The organism is Cohnella cellulosilytica, from assembly GCF_042431195.1.
Taxonomy (GTDB): domain Bacteria; phylum Bacillota; class Bacilli; order Paenibacillales; family Paenibacillaceae; genus Cohnella; species Cohnella cellulosilytica.
This window is the reverse complement of sequence record NZ_JBHMDN010000012.1, coordinates 65,903-88,623: the sequence shown is the minus strand read 5'-3', so window position 1 is coordinate 88,623 and position 22,721 is coordinate 65,903. Positions and strand designations below refer to the sequence as shown.

The 22,721-nt window shown below is 59.5% G+C and carries 21 protein-coding genes; 17 read left to right on the top strand and 4 right to left on the bottom strand.

The window, feature by feature from the left end:
- The first annotated feature begins 187 nt into the window (after positions 1 to 187).
- On the top strand, positions 188 to 2,017 hold the full coding sequence (locus tag ACFFT4_RS08775; protein WP_378046824.1) for a copper amine oxidase N-terminal domain-containing protein: 1,830 nt from the start codon (positions 188 to 190) through the stop codon (positions 2,015 to 2,017).
- 178 nt (positions 2,018 to 2,195) lie between these two features.
- A complete protein-coding gene (locus ACFFT4_RS08770; RefSeq protein ID WP_378046823.1) occupies positions 2,196 to 2,996 on the top strand; it encodes a hypothetical protein in 801 nt (266 codons plus the stop codon).
- Here ACFFT4_RS08770 and ACFFT4_RS08765 read toward each other — a convergent pair.
- Positions 2,993 to 4,528: a sensor histidine kinase gene (locus ACFFT4_RS08765; protein WP_378046822.1), complete on the bottom strand. Its 1,536-nt coding sequence runs from the start codon at positions 4,526 to 4,528 to the stop codon at positions 2,993 to 2,995. The two genes, ACFFT4_RS08770 and ACFFT4_RS08765, sit on opposite strands and share 4 nt — an antisense overlap.
- Positions 4,525 to 5,211, bottom strand: a complete 687-nt coding sequence (locus ACFFT4_RS08760; protein WP_378046820.1) for a response regulator transcription factor — start codon at positions 5,209 to 5,211, stop codon at positions 4,525 to 4,527. The genes ACFFT4_RS08765 and ACFFT4_RS08760 overlap by 4 nt, the downstream gene beginning before the upstream one ends.
- 194 nt (positions 5,212 to 5,405) lie before the next feature.
- Here ACFFT4_RS08760 and ACFFT4_RS08755 point away from each other — a divergent pair, with 194 nt between their 5' ends.
- From ACFFT4_RS08755 to ACFFT4_RS08695, 13 genes are all read left to right on the top strand, one after another.
- On the top strand, positions 5,406 to 7,055 hold the full coding sequence (locus ACFFT4_RS08755) for an efflux RND transporter periplasmic adaptor subunit (protein WP_378046818.1): 1,650 nt from the start codon (positions 5,406 to 5,408) through the stop codon (positions 7,053 to 7,055).
- Positions 7,055 to 7,768 carry an ABC transporter ATP-binding protein gene (locus ACFFT4_RS08750; protein WP_378046816.1) on the top strand — a complete coding sequence of 238 codons (714 nt, stop codon included), beginning with the start codon at positions 7,055 to 7,057 and terminating at the stop codon, positions 7,766 to 7,768. Before ACFFT4_RS08755 ends, ACFFT4_RS08750 begins: the two co-directional genes overlap by 1 nt.
- Positions 7,765 to 8,940: an ABC transporter permease gene (locus tag ACFFT4_RS08745; RefSeq protein WP_378046814.1), complete on the top strand. Its 1,176-nt coding sequence runs from the start codon at positions 7,765 to 7,767 to the stop codon at positions 8,938 to 8,940. Before ACFFT4_RS08750 ends, ACFFT4_RS08745 begins: the two co-directional genes overlap by 4 nt.
- 32 nt (positions 8,941 to 8,972) lie before the next feature.
- Entirely contained in the window at positions 8,973 to 9,545 is a 573-nt protein-coding gene (locus tag ACFFT4_RS08740; protein ID WP_378046812.1) for an RNA polymerase sigma factor, read from the top strand.
- Positions 9,546 to 9,662: 117 nt separating this feature from the next.
- The gene (locus ACFFT4_RS08735; RefSeq protein WP_378046810.1) at positions 9,663 to 10,820 is read left to right on the top strand and encodes a metallophosphoesterase; all 1,158 of its coding nucleotides are present in this window, start codon (positions 9,663 to 9,665) and stop codon (positions 10,818 to 10,820) included.
- Between the two features lie 513 nt (positions 10,821 to 11,333).
- Positions 11,334 to 11,798 (top strand): GNAT family N-acetyltransferase, encoded by a 465-nt coding sequence (locus ACFFT4_RS08730; protein ID WP_378046808.1) that lies wholly within the window; start codon positions 11,334 to 11,336, stop codon positions 11,796 to 11,798.
- Positions 11,799 to 11,833: 35 nt separating this feature from the next.
- Positions 11,834 to 12,436, top strand: coding sequence for a hypothetical protein (locus ACFFT4_RS08725; protein WP_378046807.1), 603 nt, complete (start codon positions 11,834 to 11,836; stop codon positions 12,434 to 12,436).
- 43 nt (positions 12,437 to 12,479) lie between these two features.
- Positions 12,480 to 13,271, top strand: a complete 792-nt coding sequence (locus tag ACFFT4_RS08720) for a lipid II flippase Amj family protein (protein WP_378046806.1) — start codon at positions 12,480 to 12,482, stop codon at positions 13,269 to 13,271.
- A gap of 35 nt (positions 13,272 to 13,306) precedes the next feature.
- Positions 13,307 to 13,858 carry a YfiT family bacillithiol transferase gene (locus ACFFT4_RS08715; RefSeq protein ID WP_378046804.1) on the top strand — a complete coding sequence of 184 codons (552 nt, stop codon included), beginning with the start codon at positions 13,307 to 13,309 and terminating at the stop codon, positions 13,856 to 13,858.
- Positions 13,855 to 14,361, top strand: coding sequence for a metallophosphoesterase family protein (locus tag ACFFT4_RS08710; protein ID WP_378046802.1), 507 nt, complete (start codon positions 13,855 to 13,857; stop codon positions 14,359 to 14,361). Before ACFFT4_RS08715 ends, ACFFT4_RS08710 begins: the two co-directional genes overlap by 4 nt.
- A 93-nt stretch (positions 14,362 to 14,454) precedes the next feature.
- Positions 14,455 to 15,333 (top strand): radical SAM/SPASM domain-containing protein, encoded by an 879-nt coding sequence (locus ACFFT4_RS08705; protein WP_378046800.1) that lies wholly within the window; start codon positions 14,455 to 14,457, stop codon positions 15,331 to 15,333.
- Positions 15,334 to 15,390: 57 nt separating this feature from the next.
- Positions 15,391 to 16,461 (top strand): M42 family metallopeptidase, encoded by a 1,071-nt coding sequence (locus ACFFT4_RS08700; protein ID WP_378046798.1) that lies wholly within the window; start codon positions 15,391 to 15,393, stop codon positions 16,459 to 16,461.
- 8 nt (positions 16,462 to 16,469) lie between these two features.
- Positions 16,470 to 16,985, top strand: a complete 516-nt coding sequence (locus ACFFT4_RS08695; RefSeq protein ID WP_378047181.1) for a DinB family protein — start codon at positions 16,470 to 16,472, stop codon at positions 16,983 to 16,985.
- 172 nt (positions 16,986 to 17,157) lie between these two features.
- Here the strand turns inward: ACFFT4_RS08695 and rsgA are convergent, their stop codons facing one another.
- Complete coding sequence (gene rsgA, locus ACFFT4_RS08690; protein WP_378046797.1) at positions 17,158 to 18,276, bottom strand: ribosome small subunit-dependent GTPase A; 1,119 nt, start codon at positions 18,274 to 18,276, stop codon at positions 17,158 to 17,160.
- A gap of 537 nt (positions 18,277 to 18,813) precedes the next feature.
- Between rsgA and ACFFT4_RS08685 the strand changes: the two genes are divergently transcribed.
- Together ACFFT4_RS08685 and ACFFT4_RS08680 are read left to right on the top strand one after the other, a co-directional pair.
- Positions 18,814 to 20,298, top strand: a complete 1,485-nt coding sequence (locus ACFFT4_RS08685) for an MDR family MFS transporter (RefSeq protein ID WP_378046796.1) — start codon at positions 18,814 to 18,816, stop codon at positions 20,296 to 20,298.
- 161 nt (positions 20,299 to 20,459) lie between these two features.
- Positions 20,460 to 21,713: a DUF445 domain-containing protein gene (locus ACFFT4_RS08680; RefSeq protein ID WP_378046794.1), complete on the top strand. Its 1,254-nt coding sequence runs from the start codon at positions 20,460 to 20,462 to the stop codon at positions 21,711 to 21,713.
- Here ACFFT4_RS08680 and ACFFT4_RS08675 read toward each other — a convergent pair.
- Positions 21,698 to 22,573, bottom strand: a complete 876-nt coding sequence (locus ACFFT4_RS08675; RefSeq protein ID WP_378046793.1) for an alpha/beta fold hydrolase — start codon at positions 22,571 to 22,573, stop codon at positions 21,698 to 21,700. The two genes, ACFFT4_RS08680 and ACFFT4_RS08675, sit on opposite strands and share 16 nt — an antisense overlap.
- Between the last annotated feature and the right edge of the window lie 148 nt (positions 22,574 to 22,721).

Sequence of the window (22,721 nt, the reverse complement as noted above, 5' to 3'; positions counted from 1 at the left end):
TCATATGATCCGATAAACGGGAGTGGTTACCCAACTAGACTAGAAGGAGCAGAGTATGAAGAAGAGTTTTGCGCTAATATTGCTTTCGGCACTCATGTTGTTATCGTTTCAAATGCCCCGGCCGGCCTATGCCGAAGAAAACGCGGGCGGCCTGGAAAGACTTGTTCTCGTCCGGGATTCCAACGAAATGCGGCACAACGACGTTTCCGTCAAGGCCCCGCAGCCTCTGACCCAGGTCAAAGGCGTAACCTACGTTGCGGCAAGAACGTTCATGAATGAAATCTACGGCACGATCGCTTACGATTCCAAGAGCAAGAAGTATACGCTGACCAGCGGCGACAACGTGCTGCAGCTTGCCGCGAACAAGTCGGCCTACACGCTTAACGGCGCGTCGAAGAGCATGACGGGCGCTCCTTACGTGTTGAAGGGAACGCTGATGCTGCCCGTTCGGATAGCCGCTCAAAGCTTCGGCCTGACGATGAAAACTCTGCCCGAGACGCAGCAGATCGAATTGACGTGGTCCAACGCGCCAATCGCCAGGTTCTCCGTATCGGATCTGAATCCATACGCCCAGCAGACGCAAGTTCATTACGTCAACGAATCCTATCATCCCAGCGGCCTGGCGATTGTCGAAGAGCGCTGGGAGAACAACAATGAAGTGTTCGATCAGCCGGGAAGCTACGTCGTGACCCTCTGGGTCAAGGACGTATCCGGCAGATGGAGCGAGCCCTATTCGGTAACCGTGACGGTCAAGCCGGCCAACCAGCCTCCGGTAGCGAGCTTTACGACCGATAAGTCTACGTACAAGATGGGCGAATTCATTACTTACACCGACTACAGCACCGATGACGAGAATCGGATCGCCAGCCGCGTCTGGACGAACGCGCAGCGCGGATTTTTCGAGCCGGGCGAGCAGACCGTTACGCTGAAAGTAACGGACGCGCTCGGCGAGACGGACGAAGTGACCAAGACGATTACGATTCTCGACGAGACGCTGTACACGAAGGAAGAGTTCGATCTCCTGTACACGGAGGTCGGAGAGAAGTTCGAGATGAACGGCTCCTCGGTGCTCCAGTGGCCGACGATGAGCTACAACATCAACGACCGCGAGCAGACGTTGATCCGCGCCAACAGCCCGGAGACGATCCGGGAGGAAGGCATTTATTACGAAGACATCGTATCCGGCGACGTTCGCTTCCTGCTTCACAATCAGAATGGCCGCTCCAAGCCGGTTAAAATCTATGTGATTCTGACGAATAACAATGCGGAGTCGGCAACGGTGCGAATGGGAGCCAAAGGCATGGCCGGCCCTAATCCGATCGTATCGACGGTAGGACGCGCGGTGACGGGAAGATTCCTCGAATCGCTGCTTGCGCCGCAATACTCTTATGTGCAAATTCCTGCGGGAGAAAGCCGGATGATTTTCCAAGAGTACAGCGATAAACCGGTTAAGCCGGGCGATGTATACTCGATGTTCGCGGATGTGTGGATGAGCACTGCTTTGGATTTCAAAGTCGTGGTTGTGGATGCTGAACGCGACGTCATAAGCGCGCTGCCGAGCCTGAGCATTCTGGCAAGCGATGGCCAGCACGTTCGCGGCACGTTCGACAATGCCAACCGCATTATGTACGTGAACCAGATGGTCGGCGATGTGAAGAGCCGCATGGTGCTCGCCGACAATGTCATCGATACGAGAATCTCGGGCATCGACAAGACGATCGGCAATCCCGTGCTGAATGCTGGCAACTACGGCGTGCTGTACACGATTCAGCTGAACAACGTCCAGCCGCATACGGCGATCGTGCTCAGTCCGCGCGGAGGCCACTATGCGGGGGCGTTCACGGTGAACGGCCAAGTCGTCTACACGACGAACACGAGCATTCTCCGCAACACGAACGAGTTGGGCATGCTGTACAAGACGGGAGATACGGCCGAATCGGTGTCGATTACGTTTACGCCGGCGAACGGCAGCATGCTGCCTATCAATCTCTTGTTTATGCCGATGCCGACTCACTAGACCGAAAGACGAACCAAGCTGTCCCTGCCGGGGAATTCCTCTCGCCGTATCGACGAGACGGGCTTTCCGGCGGGGGCGGTTCTTTTTTTTGCAAGAAAGTTGCCCGGATCGAGTTGACACTGATAATCATTATCACATAGACTGGGAGTAGGTGGCGAAAAGGAGCTGTGAATTGGCGATGCAAATATCGACGAACCCGGGAGGACTGGTGTTTCATTTCTCCTCGGTCAAAAGGTTATCGGAGGACGAACTGGTTGCCGCCCCGTTGGGGAAAGGCATTGTCTATAAAAAGGAAGCGGCGGAGGAATGGGTCGAGATCAGCGAGGGGCTGACGGACCAGACGCATATCAACCGTCTGCAAGCGTACGACGATCAGCTCTACGCTTGCTCCAACAAAGGCTTGTTTATTTGCTCCGAGGGGATGTGGTACACCGCCGGCCTGTCTCTCGGCTGTTATCAGTACAAGCAGTTCGGCGAAGTCGGGTTGGCGTCTACGGTGTGCGGCCTGTGGTATACGGAAGGCGAAGAATGGCGCGTGATGATGCGCTCCGACGTAACCGTCTACGACTTTATGTATTTGCCTCAATATGTCGTGCTCGGTACGAACGAAGGCGTATCGATTCTCGACCGGATGACGACGAGCTGGATCAACTGCAAGCTGGATACGGCCGTGACGAGCCTGGCCGTGCACCGCGGCACGATCATCGGCGCCACGGAGCACGGGGAGCTGCTGTGCGGCAACCGGCGCGGAGGATTCGACCGCTGCCGGATGGCCGGCATCTTTATTTTCTCCATCGTGGCGCGGGGGCAGGAGATTTTCGCGTGCACCGATCGGGGGCTGTACCGCGTCAGCTCGATCGGCGGCCGCATTTCGCTGATGGCGTTAAAAATCGGCTGCCAGGTGACCGATGTCGACGTGGACGACCGGAAGTATTATATGGCGACCTTGTTCGAGGGCATTCAGTGCATGGACCGTTAATCTTCGGACCCGGCTTCAGGAGGCGTTCCGCCGGTTCTGCCGCCGTCCGCCGGGTCCGTTTCCCGCCGTCCATGGGGGAAGAATACGATAAACTCGCTCCCTTCGTCCAAGCGGCTCTCGGCCCGAATCGATCCGCCGTGCACCTCGGCCAGCGAGCGGCTGATCGAGAGGCCCAATCCCGCGCCGCCAAGCTTCCTGGCCCGGGAATCGTCGATTCTGTAGAACCTCTCGAACAGGCGGGGCAGATGCTCCGGCGCGATGCCCGGTCCGTTGTCCGCGACCGTCAGCTCCGCGCCTCGCGGATGCGGCCGCACCGATACCGCAATGACGCCGCTCGCCGCATCGGTATGCTGGATCGCGTTCTGGAACAGATTCAGCGCGATCTGCTTCACCTTGTCGGCATCCAGCGGAAGCTCTTCCGTCTCGCGCAGGTCAAATCGGACCTGGCGCTCGCCGGCCAACAGCTTGAATTGGGGCTCCATCTCGCTCAGGATGGGGCCCAGCTGCGTTGGCTCGAGCCGCGCGTCGAAGGCGCGGTCGGCCTTGGCGAGCAGCAGCAGGTCTCCGACGAGCTTGTTGATGCGCTCGGATTCTCCGTGCATGCTGCGCAGTGCTTTGCCGAGCTGGTCGGGGTCCGCTGCGGCGCCCCGCAGCAGCACTTCGAGGAAGCCGTGGATCGACGTCAGCGGCGTCCGCAGCTCGTGCGAGGCGTCCGATACGAAGCGCCGCATGCGCTCGCGGCTTTCCTGCTCGGCGCGGAACGAGCGTTCGAGGCGCTCCAGCATCCGGTTGAAGGAGTGGGACAGCCGATCGATCTCCATCGGACCGGCAGGCTCGGGCAGCCTCTCGCTGAGCTTGCCGGAATCGATCCGTTCGACCGTCTCGACCATGCGGGAGAGCGGCGTCAGCGTGCGCCGAATGGCGGGCAGGAACACGAGCAGCGCGCAGACGAGAGCGGCGAAGGCCAGCGCCAGATACAGCCTCAGCTGCCGGTACAGCTCGGACTTCAGGGGCGCCGTTCCCGTAGCGATCTGGACGACGCCGCCCGTTCCCTGGAACGAGCGGACGGCTTGCAGGACAACAAGCTGCTCCCCGCTTGCCCCGTTTACGACGCGATAGAGCGGCTTGTCCCTGCGCGTCCGCTTCGCCGCGTTTCCGTAATCCTCGTCGGACAGTCTGGGAACGGCGCTCTCGGCCTCGGCTCCGTTCGTGGTCAAGACGGCGAAGCGTCCCTGTTTGTTCAAATAGGCGACGGACGAGGAAGGGAAAAAGACGAACGCTTCGGCCGGACCGCGACGATTGGAGGAGGTGAGTCTCTCCCAGATGTCTCCCGGCACCGAGAGCACCTGTCTCTGAACGGCGGCCGCCCGGTTCTGGTAGAGAAAACGTTCCAAGAAGACGTACTGGGACAGCCCGAGGACGAGCAGCAGCCCCGCAAGGATCAGCAGGATGCGGGACAGCAGCTGGTAACGAAGCGAGCGGGGGAACAGAATGGGACGTACGCCTTGCAGCCAGGCCGCAAGCCGGTTCATATCGGATCCACCCGGTAGCCCGCTCCTCTGATCGTCCGGATCACCTTGTGCTCCCGATCCTGAAGCTTGTCCCGAAGCGATCGGATATACACCTCCACGATGTTGTCCTCTCCGCCGAAATCGTATCCCCATACGCGATCGAGAATCGCGCTTTTGCTCCACACGTGTCCGTGATGGATCACGAGATGCTTCAACAGCTCGAATTCGGTCGGCGACAGATCGAGCAGGCGTTCGCGGTAGCGGAATTCCTTGCGCGCCGCATCGATCGCGAACGGGCCGATCGTCACCTCCTCCAGCAGATGGGGGAACTGGTTGCGCACTCTCGCCTGAATGCGGGCGAGGAGCTCCGCGAAGCTGAACGGCTTGGGCATGTAGTCGTCCGCCCCGATCGACAGCCCCTTAACCCGGTCCTCGACTTCCTCTCTCGCCGTAAGCATGATGACGGCTACCGGCCTCGCGCTTTTCAGCTCGCGGCACACCTCGAAGCCGTCTATCCCCGGCATCATCACATCGAGAACGACGACGTGAGGCTCGAAGCTTTCCGCGAGGGAGAGCGCTTCCCGTCCGTCCTGCGCCGCTGCAACCTTATAGCCTTCGTTGCCAAGTCCCAGCTCCAGAAACTGCAAAATATTCGGCTCGTCGTCGACGAGCATCACTTTGATGCCTTGCGCTTGCTTGGCCATATGTAGTCGTCCTCCTGGCGGCGTTTGCGTCGTTCCTCCATTATGAGCGATGCAGCTTAACTTGTGCTGAGAGAAAACTGAAAGAATGCTGAAAAAAGACGTTCAGCAAACATTCAGCCCGCGCTCATGTGGAACTAAGGTTCCCCTCTCATAATAGGCGGCAAGATCAGATAAAGCGAAGGTGAACGAGTCGGATGAAAAGGAACTGGCTAAGGTGGTTGGGCTGGACGCTCGCGATCGTCGTCATCGCGGGGGGCGCTTGGGCGGGCTACCGGTATTTCGACGGGAAGAAGGAAGCGCCGCTTGCGGCCGCTCAGGCGACAACGCAAGTCCGCAAAGGAACGATCGAGGTGAAAGTGAGCGGAACGGGCAACATTCAGCCCTCCGCCAGAGAGACGGTTACGGCCGGCAGCTCCGGTACCGTCGAGAAAGTGCATGCGAAAAAAGGAGATACGGTCAAGAAAGGCGATGTGCTTGTTACATACGAGGAAGAGGATAACTCGAGTCAGCTGCGGAGCAAGGAAATCGATTTGAAGAAGAAAAAGCTGGAGCTGCAGGACTTGCAGACGAAGTTCAAGTCCGCCGCCGACGACGAGAGCCGCGATGCGGTCGCTCTAAGCATCCAGAAGCAGGAGCTGGATATCGAAAGCGTGCAGGCGGATATCGCCTCGCTGAAGACGGATAACGGCACCGAGCCGGTTCTTGCTCCGATCGACGGCGTTCTGACGTCGTTCGAGGTTAAGGCGGGAGATACCGTCAATCCGAATACGACCGTCGGAGAAATCGTCAATTACGCGCAGCTCCAGATGGTCGTCGGCATCGACGAGCTGGACATTCCGAAGGTGAAGCTTGACCAGGAGGCGTCGATACTCGTCGAAGCGCTGCCCGATCAGACGTTCACGGGCAAAGTGGTGACGATCGCCGACGAAGGCACGTCCAGCAACGGCGTCGCTTCCTTCGACGTGACGATCGCCCTGGCGGCGGCCGACAATCTGAAGGTCGGCATGTCGGCCGAGGCGAGCATTCTGACGGCGCAGAAGACGGATGCGCTCTATGTGCCGGTGGAGGCGGTCCAATCGTCGCAGGGCAAATATTTCGTCCTGGTGCCGGCGAGCGCTTCGGAAGGCGCGGTCGGGGCGGGGGCGCCTTCTTCGGAGGCAACTTCTCCGGCTCGAACGGACGGAGCGCAAGGCGGACAAGCCCGGCAAGGACAACGGGGAACGGGGCAAGCCCGGGAAGGTCAAGAGGGGACGGCGGAAGCTCAGCAGGGTCAAGAGGAGACAGGGCAAGCTCAACAGGGGGCGGGGCAGGCTCAGCAAGGACAAGAGGAGACAGGGCAAGCTCAACAGGGGACGGGGCAGGCTCAGCAAGGCCAAAAAGGAACGGGGCAAGCCCAAGCCGGCCCGGGTGCCGGCGGTGAGACGCTGCCGGGCGGTTTCGCTCCCGGCGGAGAAGGGGGAACCGAGCGGTTCGGCAACCTGTCCGAAGAGGAGCGGGAGGCGATGCGCGAGCGCTTTATGGCCGAGCGCGGCCAAGGCGGCGGCGCGGCAGCAGCGGGAGGCGGAGCGTTCGCCACGGCCCGGGTGGAGGTCCAGGTCGGCGTCAATAACGAGGACAACATCGAGATCGTATCCGGCCTGAAGGAAGGAGATCTTGTCGTGCTGCCGACGACTTCAAGCTCCGGCGCGAACAGAACGAACATGCAGAGCGGCTTCCCGGGCCTGGGAGGCGGAGCCTTCCCCGCAGGAGGGGGCGGCGGAAGCTTCTCCGGAGGAGGCGGCATGGGTGCCGGAGCCAACCGCCAATTCGCCGGCGGGGGAGCAGGGGCAGGCGGTGGACGCTGATGAGCAAATCGCATGTCTCCACGGCCGGAGAGCTGATACGGATCCGCAATCTGAACAAAATATACCGCATGGGCGGAGAAACGCTGAACGCGCTCGACAACGTCAGCTTAACGGTCAACGAAGGAGATTTCGTGGCCATCGTCGGCCCGTCGGGCTCCGGCAAGTCGACGCTGATGAACGTGATCGGCTGTCTGGACACGCCTTCCTCCGGAGAATATTGGCTGGACGGAGAGGAGATCAGCCGGCTGCGCGAGAACAAGCTCGCGGAAATCCGCAATCGTAAAATCGGCTTTATTTTTCAGGGCTTTAATCTGCTGCCCAAGCTGACCGCGATCGAGAACGTGGAGCTTCCGCTCGTCTACCGCGGAGTTCCCGCGAAGCAGCGCCGGCAGCATGCCGTCGACGCGCTGGGCAAGGTCGGACTGGGCGAACGGATTCACCACCGTCCGGTCGAGCTGTCCGGGGGCCAGCAGCAGCGCGTGGCGATCGCCCGCGCGCTGGCCGGCAATCCGCCGATTCTGCTGGCGGACGAGCCGACGGGCGCGCTGGATACGAGGACGGGCGTCGAAGTCATGGGGTTCATCCGGGAGCTGAATGCGCTCGGACACACGATCGTGCTGATTACGCACGATCCCGGCATATCGCAGCAGGCGAAAAGGATCGTCCGCATTCAGGACGGGCGGCTGCACGAAGAGGAGGCGGTGCCGGGATGAGCGTTATGCAGGCTTTCAAGATGGCGATCAAGAGCATTCTGTCCAACAAGCTGAGATCGCTGCTGACGATGCTGGGCATCATCATCGGCGTAACGGCGGTGATCTCGCTCGTCGCCCTTGGCCAGGGCGCGACGAAATCCGTCACCGAGCAGGTGCAGAGCCTGGGCACGAACCTGCTGACGGTGAACGTTCTCGGGCGCGGGTCGGCCAATTCGATGGATGCGGGCGAAGCGGCCTCCCTCGGGGAGGAAGTCGAGGGCATCCAGTATATCGCGCCGGCGAACACGCAGAATGCGACGGTCAAATTCGGATCGTCGAGCGAGAGCGTCAGCGTCGTCGGCACGAACGCCGATTACGCCAACGTGAGGGAATACGAAGTGGCGTCGGGGCGTTTCGTCGCCCAGATCGATCTGGACGTGTACCAGAAAGTCGCCGTGCTCGGCTATACGACCGCCTCCGATCTGTTCGGCTTCGCCGACCCGGTGGGGGAATACGTGCTCATTCAGGGCACGCGCTACAAGGTGGTCGGCGTGCTGGCCGAGAAGGGCAGCACGATGACGGGATCGAACGACGAGGTCGTCATCATTCCGGAAACCTCGTTCGAGCGGCTGTTCAAGACGAAGGGCGTGCGGACGATCTACGTGCAGGTCGCGTCGACCGAGCAGATGGATGCGGTCGTGGCCGGTCTGGAGCAATCGCTCAGCAGCCGTTTTCGCGGCAACACGGACAGCTACCGGGTGTTCAACCAGAGCGACGCCTTGTCGGCGCTGACCTCGGTGTCCGACACGCTGACGCTGGCCTTGGCCGGCATTGCCGGCATCTCCCTGCTCGTCGGCGGCATCGGCATTATGAACATCATGCTCGTGTCGGTCACCGAGCGGACGAGGGAAATCGGCATTCGCAAGGCGATCGGCGCCAAGAAACGGGATATTCTGATCCAGTTTCTGATCGAATCGATGGTGCTGAGCGGGCTCGGCGGCTTGCTCGGCATTGGCATCGGCATCGGAGCGGCCAAGGGCGCTTCGTCCGCCTTTAATATGGATATCGCCTTTTCGGCGAACGTCATTCTGATCGCCTTCGCGTTCTCCGTCTGCATCGGCGTCGTGTTCGGCATGTTCCCGGCGAACAAGGCGGCCAAGCTGAAGCCGATCGAAGCGCTGAGATTCGAATAAGGGTCCCCGGGCGGGAAAGGAGGGAGACGGGCATGGGCGCGTACTCCGAATATGAAGTCAGGGTGCTGCCGCATCTTCGCGAGCTGCAAAATTACTGCTGGTACTTAACGAAATCGAAGTGGGACGCGGAGGATTTGCTTCAGGAGACGCTGCTGAAAGCGCTCGTGTTCTTCCTTCACGCGGAGCCTTACGTGGACGTCAAGCCCTTCCTGATCCGCGTGGCGAGAAATTTATGGATCGACGCCTGCCGCAAGAGACAGAGACGGCGCCTTTCCGCCGCGCACCACGACCGGCAAAACGCCGTGTTCGAGGACAGCGATTACGCCGAGGTGCGGGGCACGATCGAATGGCTGGCGGAGCGGCTTCCCCGGCGCAACATCGAAATCTGGCTGCTGTTTCATTTCTTCGGATACTCGATGCAAGAGATTGCGCTGGCGACGGACGTCTCCGTCTCCGCGGTCAAATCGCTGCTCCACCGCACGCGCGAAACGCTGCGCGGACGCGGCGAAGCTTCCGCCCGCCGGGCCGTCATTCGGCGGGACGTCGAGCGCTGGTCGCGGGCGGTCATGCAGGAACGGCCGCAAGCCGTCTTGTCGGAACGCTAAATCTGGGACCGATTGCGAATACGAAAGGAACAAGCCTTGAGCGGTTTTAGTTCAAGGCTTGTTCTATGCTATAATCTCCTCATAACTAGATAGGGAAAGTAGGGAGTCCGTTCACAGATGAAAATCCAACCTCGGTTTGTCGTCCTCGTTTCTTTGCTGCTTACCGTGTACGCGGCTCTTAATTTCTACATTGGCTGGCATGTCGCGGAATGGTCCACGGCGGTCGGTCTCGGCTACTCGCCGTACGGCTTCTGGATTCCGTTCGCGCTGCTCGCTTACGGTTTCGTGTTGGGAAGGATTCCGCTTCCGGGTCCGCTCAAGCCGATCGGCCGCCTGCTGAAGGTGGCGGGATCGGTGTATATTTTCGTCATGGAGATCGGCTTGCTGCTGTTTATTGCGGCGGACATCGTCCGCTTGGCGCTGTGGCTGACGGCGGGAGTGACGGAAGAATATATCGTCGTCTCGGGCAGCGTCGCGCTTGGTCTGATCGCCATCCTGCTGCTCGTCGGCTCGCGCAACGCCTGGAGTCCCGTCGTTCGCATGCACGAGCTGCGGATTGACAAGCCGGCGGCCGGAGGGAAGGCGGAATGGACGGTTGCCGTCGCCTCGGACATTCACCTGGGCAATCTCGTGGGCCGCAAGCATCTGCGCCGCCTCATCGAACGCGTCAATGCGATGAAGCCCGATCTGATTCTGCTTCCCGGAGACGTCATCGACGATTCGATCGAGCCGTTTCTGCGCAACCGGATGGGCGAGCTGCTCGGCCGGCTCCAGGCCGCCCACGGCGTCTACGCGGTGCTCGGGAACCACGAATACTACGGCGGGCATACGGATCGTTACGTGGAGGAGATGAAGGCGCTCGGCATTCGGGTGCTGCGCGACGAGACGGTCGACATCGAGGGCCGGCTTTATGTCGCGGGCCGCAAGGATAAAACCGCCGAAGCGTCCGGACCGGACGGCAGATTGGCGGTGCGGGAGCTGCTTGACGGTCTGGAGCCGGACAAGCCGCTGCTGCTGATGGACCATCAGCCGACGCAATTCGCGAAAGCGGAGGAAGCCGGAGCGGACGTGCTGCTTAGCGGTCACACGCATCGCGGACAGTTCTGGCCGAACTACCTGTTCACGAGGCGGTTGTTCGAGCTGGACTGGGGCTACATGCGCAAGGGCGCGATGCACGTAGTCGTCTCCTCCGGCTTCGGGTCATGGGGCCCGCCGATCCGTCTCGGCAGCCGGAGCGAGATCATTCGTTTGAAGCTGGTGCTGCAGGGGACTTGAAATGAGGGGAATGAACGATCTGAAAAAACGCCGTAAGGCGTTTTTTTTCTGCGGTTGGCATCGGGCAGGAGAGGTGGGCGCGCAGCGTTTGGGCAATAACCGGATCTGTCGAACATCGTGGGCCAGAACTAGGATTTTCGAGGGACAATAACCGAATCTGTCGAGTATCGTGAGCCAGAACTGGGATTTTCGAGGGACAATAACCGAATCTGTCGAGTATCGTGGCCTAGAAGTGGGATTTTCGAGGGACAATAACCTGATCTGTCGAGTATCGTGGGCCAGAAGTGGGGTTTTTCGAGAGGCAATAACCGAATTTGTCGAGTATCGTGGGCCAGAAGTGGGGTTTTCGAGGAGAGAAATCTGCCGAGGTTGGTGCCAGGCTGCGTAAAGAACGGGTACTCGTCCGAGGAAGGTTTTGCTATAATCGTATCTATGTCCAATGTTTGGAAGGTGGGAGGATCTTTGGCGGTCAAGATTTCGCTAAAGCGGCTATATACTAGGGAAGAGGCCCGTTTGCTGGATGAACGGTTTACGGACACCTATCCCTGGTACAAGCGGGGAGATTACTTTGCCCGATGTCTTGACGAGAACCGGGAGGGAGGCCGCGTGACGTTGATGGCCTACGGCGGAGAGGAGCTGGCGGGCTGCTGCCATTTGCTTTACCGCTCGGGCTACCCTTATTTTCGCGAAAACGGGATTCCGGAAATTAACGATCTGAACGTATTTCCCGATAAGCGGAGGATGGGAATCGCGGGGGCGCTGCTGGACGAGCTGGAGGCGATTGCGGCCCGAACGTCCAGGGCGGTCGGTCTCGGCGTCGGATTGTATGCGGATTACGGGAACGCCCAGCGCCTCTATGGAAAACGCGGTTACGTCATGGACGGAAGGGGACTGACCTATGCCAACGAAGTCGTCCGACCGGGGCAGACGGTAACCGCGGACGATGAGTTGCTGCTGTACATGATCAAAAGATTATAGAAAACGAAAGATTGCCGCAGGGGGCTGAAAACCAAGTGAAAGCTTATTCGAACGGACTGATCGTGCTGCTGTTTTTTCTTCTGAGCCTCGGTCGGGACGAGCCTGAACTTCCCGATCCGAATCGCGGCTATGCGCCCAACGCGTATAGCGCCGAGGATTTGACGATCGTGGATTCGATTACGGGAGCGACGTTAAAGCTGGGGATGACGAGAGAGGAGATTGAGCGGCTGTACGAGAAAGACGAGGAGCCGACCTTCCCCTATGAAAATTACGAAGGTCTGGGCGTATTCTTCAGGGACGACGTCGCGGCCTCTTTCCGAATCGCAGCCGACGACAATGCGAGCAGCCGGTTCAAAACAGCCAGAGGGATCGGCTTGGGCAGCGGCAAGAAGGACGTCGCGGAAAGGTACGGACTTCAATACGCGTTCGACGACGAGTTGAGCGGCGGATCTACGAGTCTGACCTATCGGCTGGCGGAAACGGAAGACGCGATGGAGGCATTGGACGAGAAAGCTCAATTATGGAATTACGATCAGGAACACCTGTATGCGATCAGTTTCGGCTTTTTCGATTCGAAGAACGAGCCGATATTCATCATTTTGATCGGGGACTGGAAAAGCATCTTCCAAATGTCCTGAGCCGCGGGAAGACGTTTCCCGGATTCGGAGTTGATCTGAGCGAATGGAACAACAGCTGCTGATTGTATTCGCGATGACGATGATTATTCACGCCGCCGAGACGCTGTCCTACTCCATCCGATTAGCCGGCGTAAGACTGAACAAGATCGCCGTCGCATTGTCGCTTACCGGCATTATCGTGCTTGTATCCCGGACGGCGAATCTCATCCAGGCGCCGCTGACCGCCAAATTCGTGGATTTCGCGCGAGACCATGCGACGTTCGATCTGCTTCGCTACTTGCGCGTCATTTTGCTGGCATCGTCCGTCGGCACGCTCGTGGCGATCGTTCTTTTTCCCAGCTTTGTCGGATTGTTCGCGATCGTCATCCGCAGATTGGAAGTGACCGGTTCGATCCCGAGGCTGATTTCCAGCGTAACGCTCGGCCAACTGCGCAACACCAAGCGGTATTTGCGAGTGCCGCGGCTGCGGATCAGCCAATACCGCTATTTGGGCATATCCAAAAAGTTCATTTTGCTCAATATGGTCGTCACCTCCTTCTACACCGTCGGAGTTCTCGCGTCGCTCTATGCCGCACATCTTCTGCCGCAGTTCAGCACGACCGCCTCGCAGGCGTCGGGCATCATTAACGGGATGGCGACCATTTTGCTCACCGTATTCATCGATCCTCAGCTCGGCCTGATTACGGACAAAGCGTTAACCGACCCGCAGCGGCGGGAGCAGCTCGGCAAAATCTACGTACTGATGATGACGACGCGGTTTTTCGGCACGATGCTTGCGCAGCTGGTGCTCGTTCCGGCGGCTTATTTTATCGGCACGGTCGTAAAATGGATTTGAGGTCTGCTATCGCCGGTCACTGGAGGAATGGAGCTATGAACGATATTCGATTTCCCATCGGGCGTTTCGAGCCGATTGGCGATCAGACGGATGAGGGACGCCGCGCCCTGATCGGGGAAATTCCCGGCCTGGCCGACCAGCTTCGCAAGCTGATCGCCGGCCTGCCGCCAGAGCGGCTGCTTATTCCTTATCGGGAAGGCGGGTGGACGATCGCGCAGATCGTTCATCATCTGGCGGACAACGATATGAACGCTTATTTGCGCTTTAAGCGGGCGTTGACGGAGGAGGAGCCGCTGGCCGGCTCTTATCGGGAGGATCTGTGGGCGGAATTGCCGGATTACGGAAAGCTGCCGCCCGAGCATTCGCTGCTGCTTCTGGAGACGCTGCATACCCGCTTCGCTATACTGCTGAAGAATTTGAAACCGGCGGATTTTAAGCGCAAGCTGCGCACGCAGGCGCTGGGCAGCGTGACGCTGGATGTCGCCCTGCAGCGGTTCGTCTGGCATAATCGGCACCACCGCTCGCAGATCGAGACATTTTTAGTTAGGGCGATATCATCGCAAGGGAAAAGAGGTCGGAGCGGATGAGAATCGTCGTCGTATCCGATACGCATATGCCGAGAATGGCGAAGAAGCTGCCGGACAGACTGCTGAAAGAGCTGGAGAAGGCGGACGCGATCGTGCACGCCGGGGACTGGACGAAGCCGTCGGTCTATGAGCAGCTTGCCGCGTTCGGTCCGGTCTACGGCGTGGCGGGCAATAACGACGGAGCCGAGCTGCAGGCCCGATTCGGGCTTCGCAAGCTGCTGAAGTTCGAGCAATGCCGGATCGGGCTCGTTCACGGCCACGGCGCGGCCAAGCGCGCATCGACGGAAGCGTATGCGCTCGAAGCGTTCAAGGGGACGAAGCTGGACGCGCTCGTCTACGGGCATTCGCACATTCCCGTTCGCAAGACGGCCGGAGGCATGCTCGTGTTCAACCCCGGCTCTCCTACGGACAAACGAAAGCAGCCGCTGTATTCGTTCGGTATTTTCGAGATCGTCGGGAACGCGTTGAGAGCAAAGCATGTCTTTTACGAGGATAAAGCTTAAGCGGATATCCCGGGAATGCCGCAGGAGGGATGCCGGGAGGTATGCTATAATGAAGAAACGATCGAATAAGCAGACCAGATTGGAGCGCCGGACTTGAAGAAATTCAAAAAGTTTTATATCGAAATCACGAGCATTTGCAATCTTGCGTGCAGCTTCTGTCCTCCGACGAAACGTCAGGCGAACTTCATTAAAATCGACGCCTTCAAGCATACGCTCGATCAGATTCGGGGGCATGCCGAATATATTTATTTCCATGTGAAGGGCGAGCCGCTGCTTCATCCGAAGATCGACGAGCTGCTCGACATCAGCCATGACAAAGGCTTCAAGGTCAACCTGACGACCAACGGCACGCTTCTCGGCAAGAACCGGCATAAGCTGCTCGGCAAGCCCGCGCTCAGGCAGATGAATTTCTCGCTGCACAGCTTCGACGGGCATGAAGGCTCGGTCGACAAGGAAGGCTATGTGGGAAGCGTGCTCGATTTTGTCAAAGAGGCGGTCGCCACGACCGATATGATCGCCTCCTTGCGTTTGTGGAATTTGACGCCGGATAACGAGACGAACGTGAAGAACGACCGCAACCGCGAAATTCTGGAGCAGATTCAGCAGACGTTTAACCTGGATTTCCGGATCGAGGAACGTTTTGTGAGAGGCCAGGGCCTAAAAATCGCCGAGCGCGTATACTTGAATCACGAGGAAGAGTTCAAGTGGCCGGACTTGAAGGAGAAGGAAGACGAAGGGCGGGGCTTCTGCCACGCATTGCGCAACCAGGCGGGCGTCCTGGTCGACGGCACGGTCATTCCTTGCTGCCTCGACGGGGAAGGCGTCATCAATTTGGGCAACTTGCACGCCAAGCCGTTCTCGGAAATCATTGAGGACGAACGCGCGACCCGGCTGTACGATGGCTTCTCCCGCAGGGAAGTCGTCGAGGAGTTGTGCCGCAAATGCGGTTACCGTCAAAGATTCAGCGTTTAAAGTCCAATCAAAAAGTCGCGGAAACGCGGCTTTTTACACAGAAAGGGGTGGGAAAACATGACAAAAGCACTACAGCCTGCGCTCGACCGGGCATATATAATGAGAATACTCGAAGCTCTGTTGGCGACGCCGAGCCCCAGCGGCTTCTGCATGGAAGTGATGAAGCTTGTACGCGCCGAGACGGAGAAGCTGGGCTTCGCCCTGGAGATGACGCCGAAGGGCAATGCCGTCATTACGCTTCCCGGAGCGGATGACGAAGCGGGCGGCACGCTGGCGCTGACCGCTCATGTGGACACGCTCGGCGCGATGGTCCGCTCGATCAAGCCGAACGGAATGCTGCGGTTTACGCCCGTAGGCGGATACGCGATGCAGACCGTAGAGGGAGAATACTGCCTCGTACATACCCGGGACGGCAGAACGTACGAGGGCACGGTGCTGTCGACGCAGCCCTCCGTGCACGTCTATGCCGACGTGCGGGACCAGAAGCGGGAAGAGGCGAACATGGAAATCCGCCTCGACGAGCTTGTCCGGACGAAGGAGGAGACGGAGAGGCTGGGCATCGCTCCGGGAGATTACGTCTCCTGGGACCCCCGAACCCGGATTTTGCCGAACGGATGGATCAAATCCCGGCATCTGGACGACAAAGCAAGCGTCGCGGCGCTGTTCGGCGTCATGGAGTGGCTGAAGCGCGAGGGCGTCCGGCCCGCCGGAACCGTTAAGATCATCCTGTCGACCTATGAAGAGGTCGGCCACGGCAGCTCCTACGTTCCGCCGGACATTACGGAGCTGATCGCCGTCGACATGGGGGCGATCGGGGACGACCTGTCGACGACGGAACGGGACGTCTCGATCTGTGCCAAGGATTCTTCGGGACCGTACGATTACGGCATGACTTCGCGGCTGATCGGGCTCGCGCGCCGGGAGGGACTGCCCCATGCCGTCGATATCTACCCGTATTACGGCTCGGACGCTTCCGCCGCTCTGCGCGGAGGCGGCAACATTCGCGCGGCGCTGATCGGCCCCGGCGTGCATGCTTCGCACGGAATGGAGCGAACGCATGCGGACGCCGTCATGAACACCGCCGCGCTGCTGATTGCCTATATGATGGACAAAGGAGAAGATGACTGATGAGCAGCTTGACTCAACGTCCGGCGAAGGAAGAATACGGCGGACATTTCGGAACCTATATCGATCTCGTTCCGGATGGCAGCATTGTCGATATTTTGACGGACGATTTGAAGGCGACTTCCGAATTTCTATCCGATCTTCCGTTGGACAAGGCGGAGCACCGCTACGCGCCGGGCAAGTGGAGCATTAAAGAAGTGATCGGCCACATCGCCGACACGGAGCGAATCATGAGCTACCGGCTGCTGCGCATCGCGCGGGGAGACGCCACGCCGCTCCCGGGCTTCGAGCAGGACGAGTATATGAAATACGTCGATTTCGACGCCTATTCCCTGGCCGACCTGATCGAGAACTTCATCTCCGTGCGCAGAGCGACGTTAACGCTCGTCCGGGGACTGACGGAAGAGGCGTGGGCCAGAACCGGCACGGCCAGCAATACCGTCATGAGCGTTAAAGCTCTGGCCTACGTCGTTGCCGGCCACGGAATGCACCATCTTCGCATCGTGAAAAACAAGTATTTGGCCTAGGGCCGTGTATGCAACCTCCGAGGATAGCAGATATTGCCGAATTTTCGTTCCATGCAAGGAACTTTTGCGAAGGCGTACCGGGGGTACGTCAAAGGGACGCAGCAGGGGGCGAAAAGGCGGTGAAAGATGCCCCTGAGCGGGTTTGCATACACGCCCTAGCGCTTCCGAGATCCTACTCGTCGTCCCTATCGTCAAGCAGCCTGTTCGGCCGCCGTTCCGCCCTTCCGGCGGAGGGCGGCCGTTTGCCTTTGGAGCTTCCTTTGGCTTTGGCGGCGGCCGTCCGCTCTTTGCGGGCCAGATGCGCAAGCTCCTTCTCGGTTTTGCGGTAATTGGCGTACCGTTTCGGGTCGAGCTCGCCGGAGCCCAAGGCCCGGAGCATCGCGCAGCCGGCTTCGCCGTCATGCTTGCAATCGCGGAAACGGCAGCTTGCGGCAAGCCGTTCGATGTCCGCGAAAGCCTGCTGCCAGCCATCCTGCGCATCCCATAGCTGCAATTCCCGCATGCCGGGCGTATCCATGACGAGCGCCCCGCAGTCGAGCAGGAACAGCTCCCGATGGGTCGTCGTATGGCGGCCGCGGGCGTCGTCCTCGCGAATGCCTTGGGTCGACTGGAGGTTTCGTCCGGCCAGCCAGTTCAGCAGCGTGGACTTGCCGACTCCGGAGGAGCCCGTGATGCCGATCGTCGCTCCGGGCTTCAGGTAGGCGTCAAGCGCTTCCTTGCCTGCGCCCGTCAGCGCGCTGACGCAGTGAACCGGCACGCCGGGAGCGACGCTCCCGACTTGCTCGACGAACGCTTCCGGATCGGCGCACAGATCCGCTTTCGTGAGCAGAACGACCGGAGCGGCTCCGCTGTCCCAGGCGGCGATCATGTAGCGTTCGATTTTGCGCAGGTTGAAGTCCTGGTTCAAGGCGTTCACGATAAACAAATAATCGAGATTGGCGCCGACAATCTGGTCCTCGACGGCGGCTCCGGCGACTTTGCGAACCATCGCGGAGCGGCGGGGCAGGACGGCATGGATGACGGAACGCCTCTCCCCGGGCAGGGGCTCCGCGAGCACCCAGTCTCCGACGGCGGGGTAGTCGCCGCGCTTGGTGGCAAGAAATTCGAATTTTCCGGTGACGGACGCGCTGTGCGAACCGTCCGCGGTCATCAGGTTGTACGAGTGCGAGAATTGAGCGACGACACGCGCGGGCGCATAGTCGCGCAGAGGCTGCTCCAGCGCTGCAAGCGCCTGCCGCCAATGCTCGTTCCAGCCGTAAGCGGCGAGCAGTTCGTTGGTTATCGGATTCATCGTTGGAAAACCCCTTATGATTTGATTTTTTTAAAACGAACGGGGCTGTCCATAAGCGGAGCCGCTCGGGATAATCGATAGACCAGGAACAGGGGATGTCCCCCTTGCACCTTTATCGTCGATTATTTTTCAGAGCAGCTTGCTTGGCTTATGGGACAGCCCCGGCTTCGCGCCGAGCGAATCGGCGCGCAAAAAAACCGCTCAGAAACCGGAGGGTCTCTGGCGGTCGGCATATGCAACTCGGGTAAGCAAACGTCGATCCCGCTTGCTTAAGCGAAAAGCATTACAGCGCAACATTCCGTAGAGACCGGGGGCTATGCCCGAGAACAACCGACGCGGCAACCCATTCGTTCGCGATGTTAAGCATATTCCTCAGCCTCCTTGCGTGTAATATGGTGCTATTATAGACAGCCGTTATTTTCCTTGTCAAGCCGTAAAAAGGCTGGAAATCAACGTTTGAAGATTTACTTAGCGGATGGTATAGTAGGAAAGCTGGACATAATAATCCATCATTGGATATGGAGGAAACAGAGAAAAATGAATACCGCAGACAACGCGGCGGGGCCGCAGTACAAGGAGCTGGAGAACATCAAGCGCCTGCCGATCCTGATCACGCTGATCATCGGCGCGTTCTTCTCCATCTTGAACGAAACCCTGCTCAATATCGCTTTTGTCGACCTGACAATCGACCTTAACGTGCCGTATACGACCATTCAATGGCTGTCCACCAGCTATATGCTCGTCGTCGGCATACTTATTCCGGTGTCCGCCTTGCTCGTGCAATGGTTCACGACCCGGCAGATGTTCATCGGCGCGATGGTGCTCTTCTCCATCGGAACGCTGGTGTGCGCCATCGCTCCGGGCTTCCCCGTCCTGCTTCTGGGCCGGATTATTCAAGCGTTCGGTACCGGTCTGATGCTGCCGGTCATGATGAACACCATTCTCGTGCTGTATCCGCCGGAGAAGCGCGGCGCGGCGATGGGGAGCATGGGCCTCGTCATCATGTTCGCTCCGGCAATCGGACCGACGCTGTCCGGGCTTATTCTCGAATCGCTCGACTGGCGCTGGCTGTTCTACCTGGTGCTGCCGTTTGGCATTTTGTCCGTTGTCATCGCTTCGCTCTATCTGAAGAACGTGACGGACGTGACCAAACCGAAGGTCGACGTTCTGTCGATCATCCTGTCCACCATCGGCTTTGGCGGCATCGTCTACGGCTTCAGCAACGTGGGCGATACCGAGGGGGCCGGCTGGGCCGAGCCGAAGGTGTATTGGACGCTTATCATCGGAGGCATAGCCCTCATCCTGTTCGTATGGAGGCAGCTGGTGTCCAAGCAGCCGATGCTTAACCTGCGCGCCTTCCTGTCGCCGATGTTCTCGCTCAGCACCGTGCTGCTCATCATCGTCATGATGTCGCTGTTCTCGACGCTGATGCTGCTGCCGATTTTCCTGCAGCAGGGTCTGCTCATGACGGCTTTCGCCGCGGGTCTCGTCCTGCTGCCGGGCGGTATTCTGAACGGCTTCCTGTCCCCGGTGACCGGCAAGCTGTTCGACAAGTTCGGTCCGCGCGTGCTGGCCCTTCCGGGCGCGATCATTCTCGTCATCGTCATGTACCTGTTCACGACGGTCGACCTGGAGACGACGAAGGGCACGCTTATTTTGTACCACTGCATTATGATGGTCGCCATCTCGATGATCATGATGCCGGTGCAGACGAACGGCCTCAACCAGCTGCCGCGCGCCTACTATCCGCACGGCACGGCGATTCTCAATACGCTGCAGCAGGTGTCCGGCGCAATCGGCGTCGCGTTCTTCATCAGTATCATGACCAACGGAACGAAGGACTTCTTCACCAGCCCGCCTGCCGACGCTTCTCCCGAGCAGCTTCCGGCGCTGGCGCTGAACGCGGGCATTCACAACTCGTTCAAGGTCGGGATGATCTTCGCGATCGTAGCGGTCGTGCTCGCGCTGTTCGTCAAGAAGACGAAGGCGCCGGAGGCCGAGTCGCAGAAGCAAGCCGCTTAAATACGGACGCGGACTTGTCGAATATCCGTACTAAAAACCGCGCGAATCTGCGCGGTTTTTTGTTGGCGCGCAGGCGATCCGACAATCCCGTTTCGGTTTGGCGGCCCGGATAGGTTATACTAGAAGCTGACGCCTAATCTTTCCATACGAGGTCATCATCCATGAAAACAATGAAAACAAGGTATATCGCGCTGCTGTCGTTAATTGCGATGGGAGCCGGCTTTATCGTCACGCTGCTGCTGCCTTATCATCCGGTGACGGAGCTGCTCAAGGGCGGCTTCGAGGCGGGGCTCGTCGGAGGCTTCGCGGACTGGTTCGCCGTAACGGCGTTGTTCCGCCATCCTTTGGGCATCCCCATCCCGCATACGTCGCTGCTGCTCAAAAATCGCGATAAAATCGCCCGTTCGCTCGTGTCCGCGCTGGAAAACGAGCTGTTGAACAAAGAGAGCATCAAGGAGAAGCTGAAGCAGTTTCAGCTGATGAAGACGGCGGGCTCGGCCCTGACCCGGCTGGCGGCGAAGCGGAGCAACCGCGTAGGCGTCCTGAAGCTGGCGCACGGCCTGGTCGCCCGGCTGCCCTTGGAGACGTTCGCGCCTTATCTTCAGCGCGCGATCGCCGAAGCGATCCGGAGTACCGACATGCAGCCGCTAGCCGGCAAAGCGGCGCAAGCCGTCGTGCGCGAACGTTTGGACGAGCGGGCGCTCGATTACGCGCTCAGGCAGGGCGGGGCATGGGCCGGCAAGCCTGAGACGGCCTACATGCTCGGCTCGATCGCCATGCAGAAAGTGTCCGAAGCCAAGGTTGGCGGATTTATGGGCTTTGCGGTGCAGGCGTTCGCGGGTTTTATGAACGAGGACAAGCTGGGCGGGATGATCCAGCAGCTGCTGCTGTCGGGCATTCGGGATTTGCTCATGCCGGGCAACGAAAACCGGGAGAAGCTGCTGGCGGAAATCCGCCGTCAGATCGGCCAGGCGGCGGAGAACGAGGAGCTGCTGGAGCGCGGCAAAAGCTGGGTCGTGGACAAAATCGAGCATCCGGACAGCGGGCGGTTTTTGCTGGAGCGGATGGAATCGCTGTGCGGCTCGATTCTCTCCGCGTTGGAAGGGGAGATGGAGCGGGGGGGACGCCGGGTCGTGTCCGCGCTTCGCTACATCGTGCGCAAGCTTCAAGCCGAGCCCGAGACGGTCGAAGGCATCGAGCGCAAAGTGCTCGCCTTCGTCGCGGACACCGTGGAAGCGAACCACTACCGCATCGGGCTGCTGATCCGGGACAATATCGACAAGATGAACGACAAGGAGCTCGTCGCCATGCTGGAGGAGAAAATCGGCGGAGACCTCCAGTGGATACGCGTCAACGGCGCCTTGTGCGGTTTCCTTATCGGCCTCGTTCTATCGGGGATTCAACTGCTTGCCTGATCGAGCAAACGCATAATCTCCGCGACGATCAGCTCCGGCTCGGTGAACGGCACCAGGTGCGCGGAATTCGCGGCTTCTACCCAACGGGCGCGCTCTAACGAGGCGGCCGTTTTTTGATGGGCCTCGACGAGGGCCGGGCGAATTTTGCGCTCCTGGCGATTCACTTGCGTGCCGGAGATGACGCTGACCTCCAGGCTGCCCAGCGCCGGCGGACGCTCGCGCAGTGCGGCCAACTCCGGCAAAAACGTCTTCAGCTCCGCTCCCGCCGTGCGGGCGGCCCTTGGCGTGAAATCCTCTTCGCGGTGGTCTCTGGCGATATCGGGAGGCTGGACGCTGCCGTATTTGCTCCCGAGCAGGCGGTAGAGTCCCAAACGCGCAAGTACCGGATACAGAATGCGGGAAAAGGCAAACCATCTCGCCGTTCCGGGCTTGAAATACAGATCGGCGTTCTCGTCGCTCGGATCGACCAGCACGATGCCGCGAATCCGCTCGGGAACGGCCGCGGCGGCGGCGCGGACGATCGGGCCGCCCCAGCTGTGGCCGACCAGCACGAACGGGCCCGGACCGAGCTCGTCGAGCAGCAGCAGCAGGTCGTCGACGATTCGCCGCAGCGTTCTCGGACCCGGGGCCTCGCCGCTTCGTCCCGTTCCGGCGCGATCGTATACGACGGCTCGCGTATGCTTGGCGACGGCGGGTTGAACCAGACCCCAAGTGGAACGGGAAAAGCCCATGCCCGATTCGAAAACGACGGTCGGCCGTCCCGCGCCGTTCGTCATATAATGCAGCTTGCGGCCGTCCGGGGCGGTCAGGTAATGCGATTCTCCGTAAGCATGGGGAACACGGTCTTTGGCATCGTTCACAGGCTGCACTCCTTCGATAGAGTTATAGATGATAATCATTCTCATTCACAATTATGAACAACCGCGAAAAGATTGGCAATACCCGATTCGGGCCAGGGGCTGGAAAAAGGAAGAGAACTGGGTTACACTCTACTGAGAATGATTCTCA

Coding starts and splice junctions, on each gene's coding strand:
- ACFFT4_RS08775 (WP_378046824.1), top strand. CDS start 188: ATGCGGCACAACGACGTTTCCGTCAAGGCCCCGCAGCCTCTGACCCAG.
- ACFFT4_RS08770 (WP_378046823.1), top strand. CDS start 2,196: ATGCAAATATCGACGAACCCGGGAGGACTGGTGTTTCATTTCTCCTCG.
- ACFFT4_RS08765 (WP_378046822.1), bottom strand. CDS start 4,528: ATGAACCGGCTTGCGGCCTGGCTGCAAGGCGTACGTCCCATTCTGTTC.
- ACFFT4_RS08760 (WP_378046820.1), bottom strand. CDS start 5,211: ATGGCCAAGCAAGCGCAAGGCATCAAAGTGATGCTCGTCGACGACGAG.
- ACFFT4_RS08755 (WP_378046818.1), top strand. CDS start 5,406: ATGAAAAGGAACTGGCTAAGGTGGTTGGGCTGGACGCTCGCGATCGTC.
- ACFFT4_RS08750 (WP_378046816.1), top strand. CDS start 7,055: ATGAGCAAATCGCATGTCTCCACGGCCGGAGAGCTGATACGGATCCGC.
- ACFFT4_RS08745 (WP_378046814.1), top strand. CDS start 7,765: ATGAGCGTTATGCAGGCTTTCAAGATGGCGATCAAGAGCATTCTGTCC.
- ACFFT4_RS08740 (WP_378046812.1), top strand. CDS start 8,973: ATGGGCGCGTACTCCGAATATGAAGTCAGGGTGCTGCCGCATCTTCGC.
- ACFFT4_RS08735 (WP_378046810.1), top strand. CDS start 9,663: ATGAAAATCCAACCTCGGTTTGTCGTCCTCGTTTCTTTGCTGCTTACC.
- ACFFT4_RS08720 (WP_378046806.1), top strand. CDS start 12,480: ATGGAACAACAGCTGCTGATTGTATTCGCGATGACGATGATTATTCAC.
- ACFFT4_RS08715 (WP_378046804.1), top strand. CDS start 13,307: ATGAACGATATTCGATTTCCCATCGGGCGTTTCGAGCCGATTGGCGAT.
- ACFFT4_RS08710 (WP_378046802.1), top strand. CDS start 13,855: ATGAGAATCGTCGTCGTATCCGATACGCATATGCCGAGAATGGCGAAG.
- ACFFT4_RS08700 (WP_378046798.1), top strand. CDS start 15,391: ATGACAAAAGCACTACAGCCTGCGCTCGACCGGGCATATATAATGAGA.
- rsgA (WP_378046797.1), bottom strand. CDS start 18,276: ATGAATCCGATAACCAACGAACTGCTCGCCGCTTACGGCTGGAACGAG.
- ACFFT4_RS08685 (WP_378046796.1), top strand. CDS start 18,814: ATGAATACCGCAGACAACGCGGCGGGGCCGCAGTACAAGGAGCTGGAG.
- ACFFT4_RS08680 (WP_378046794.1), top strand. CDS start 20,460: ATGAAAACAATGAAAACAAGGTATATCGCGCTGCTGTCGTTAATTGCG.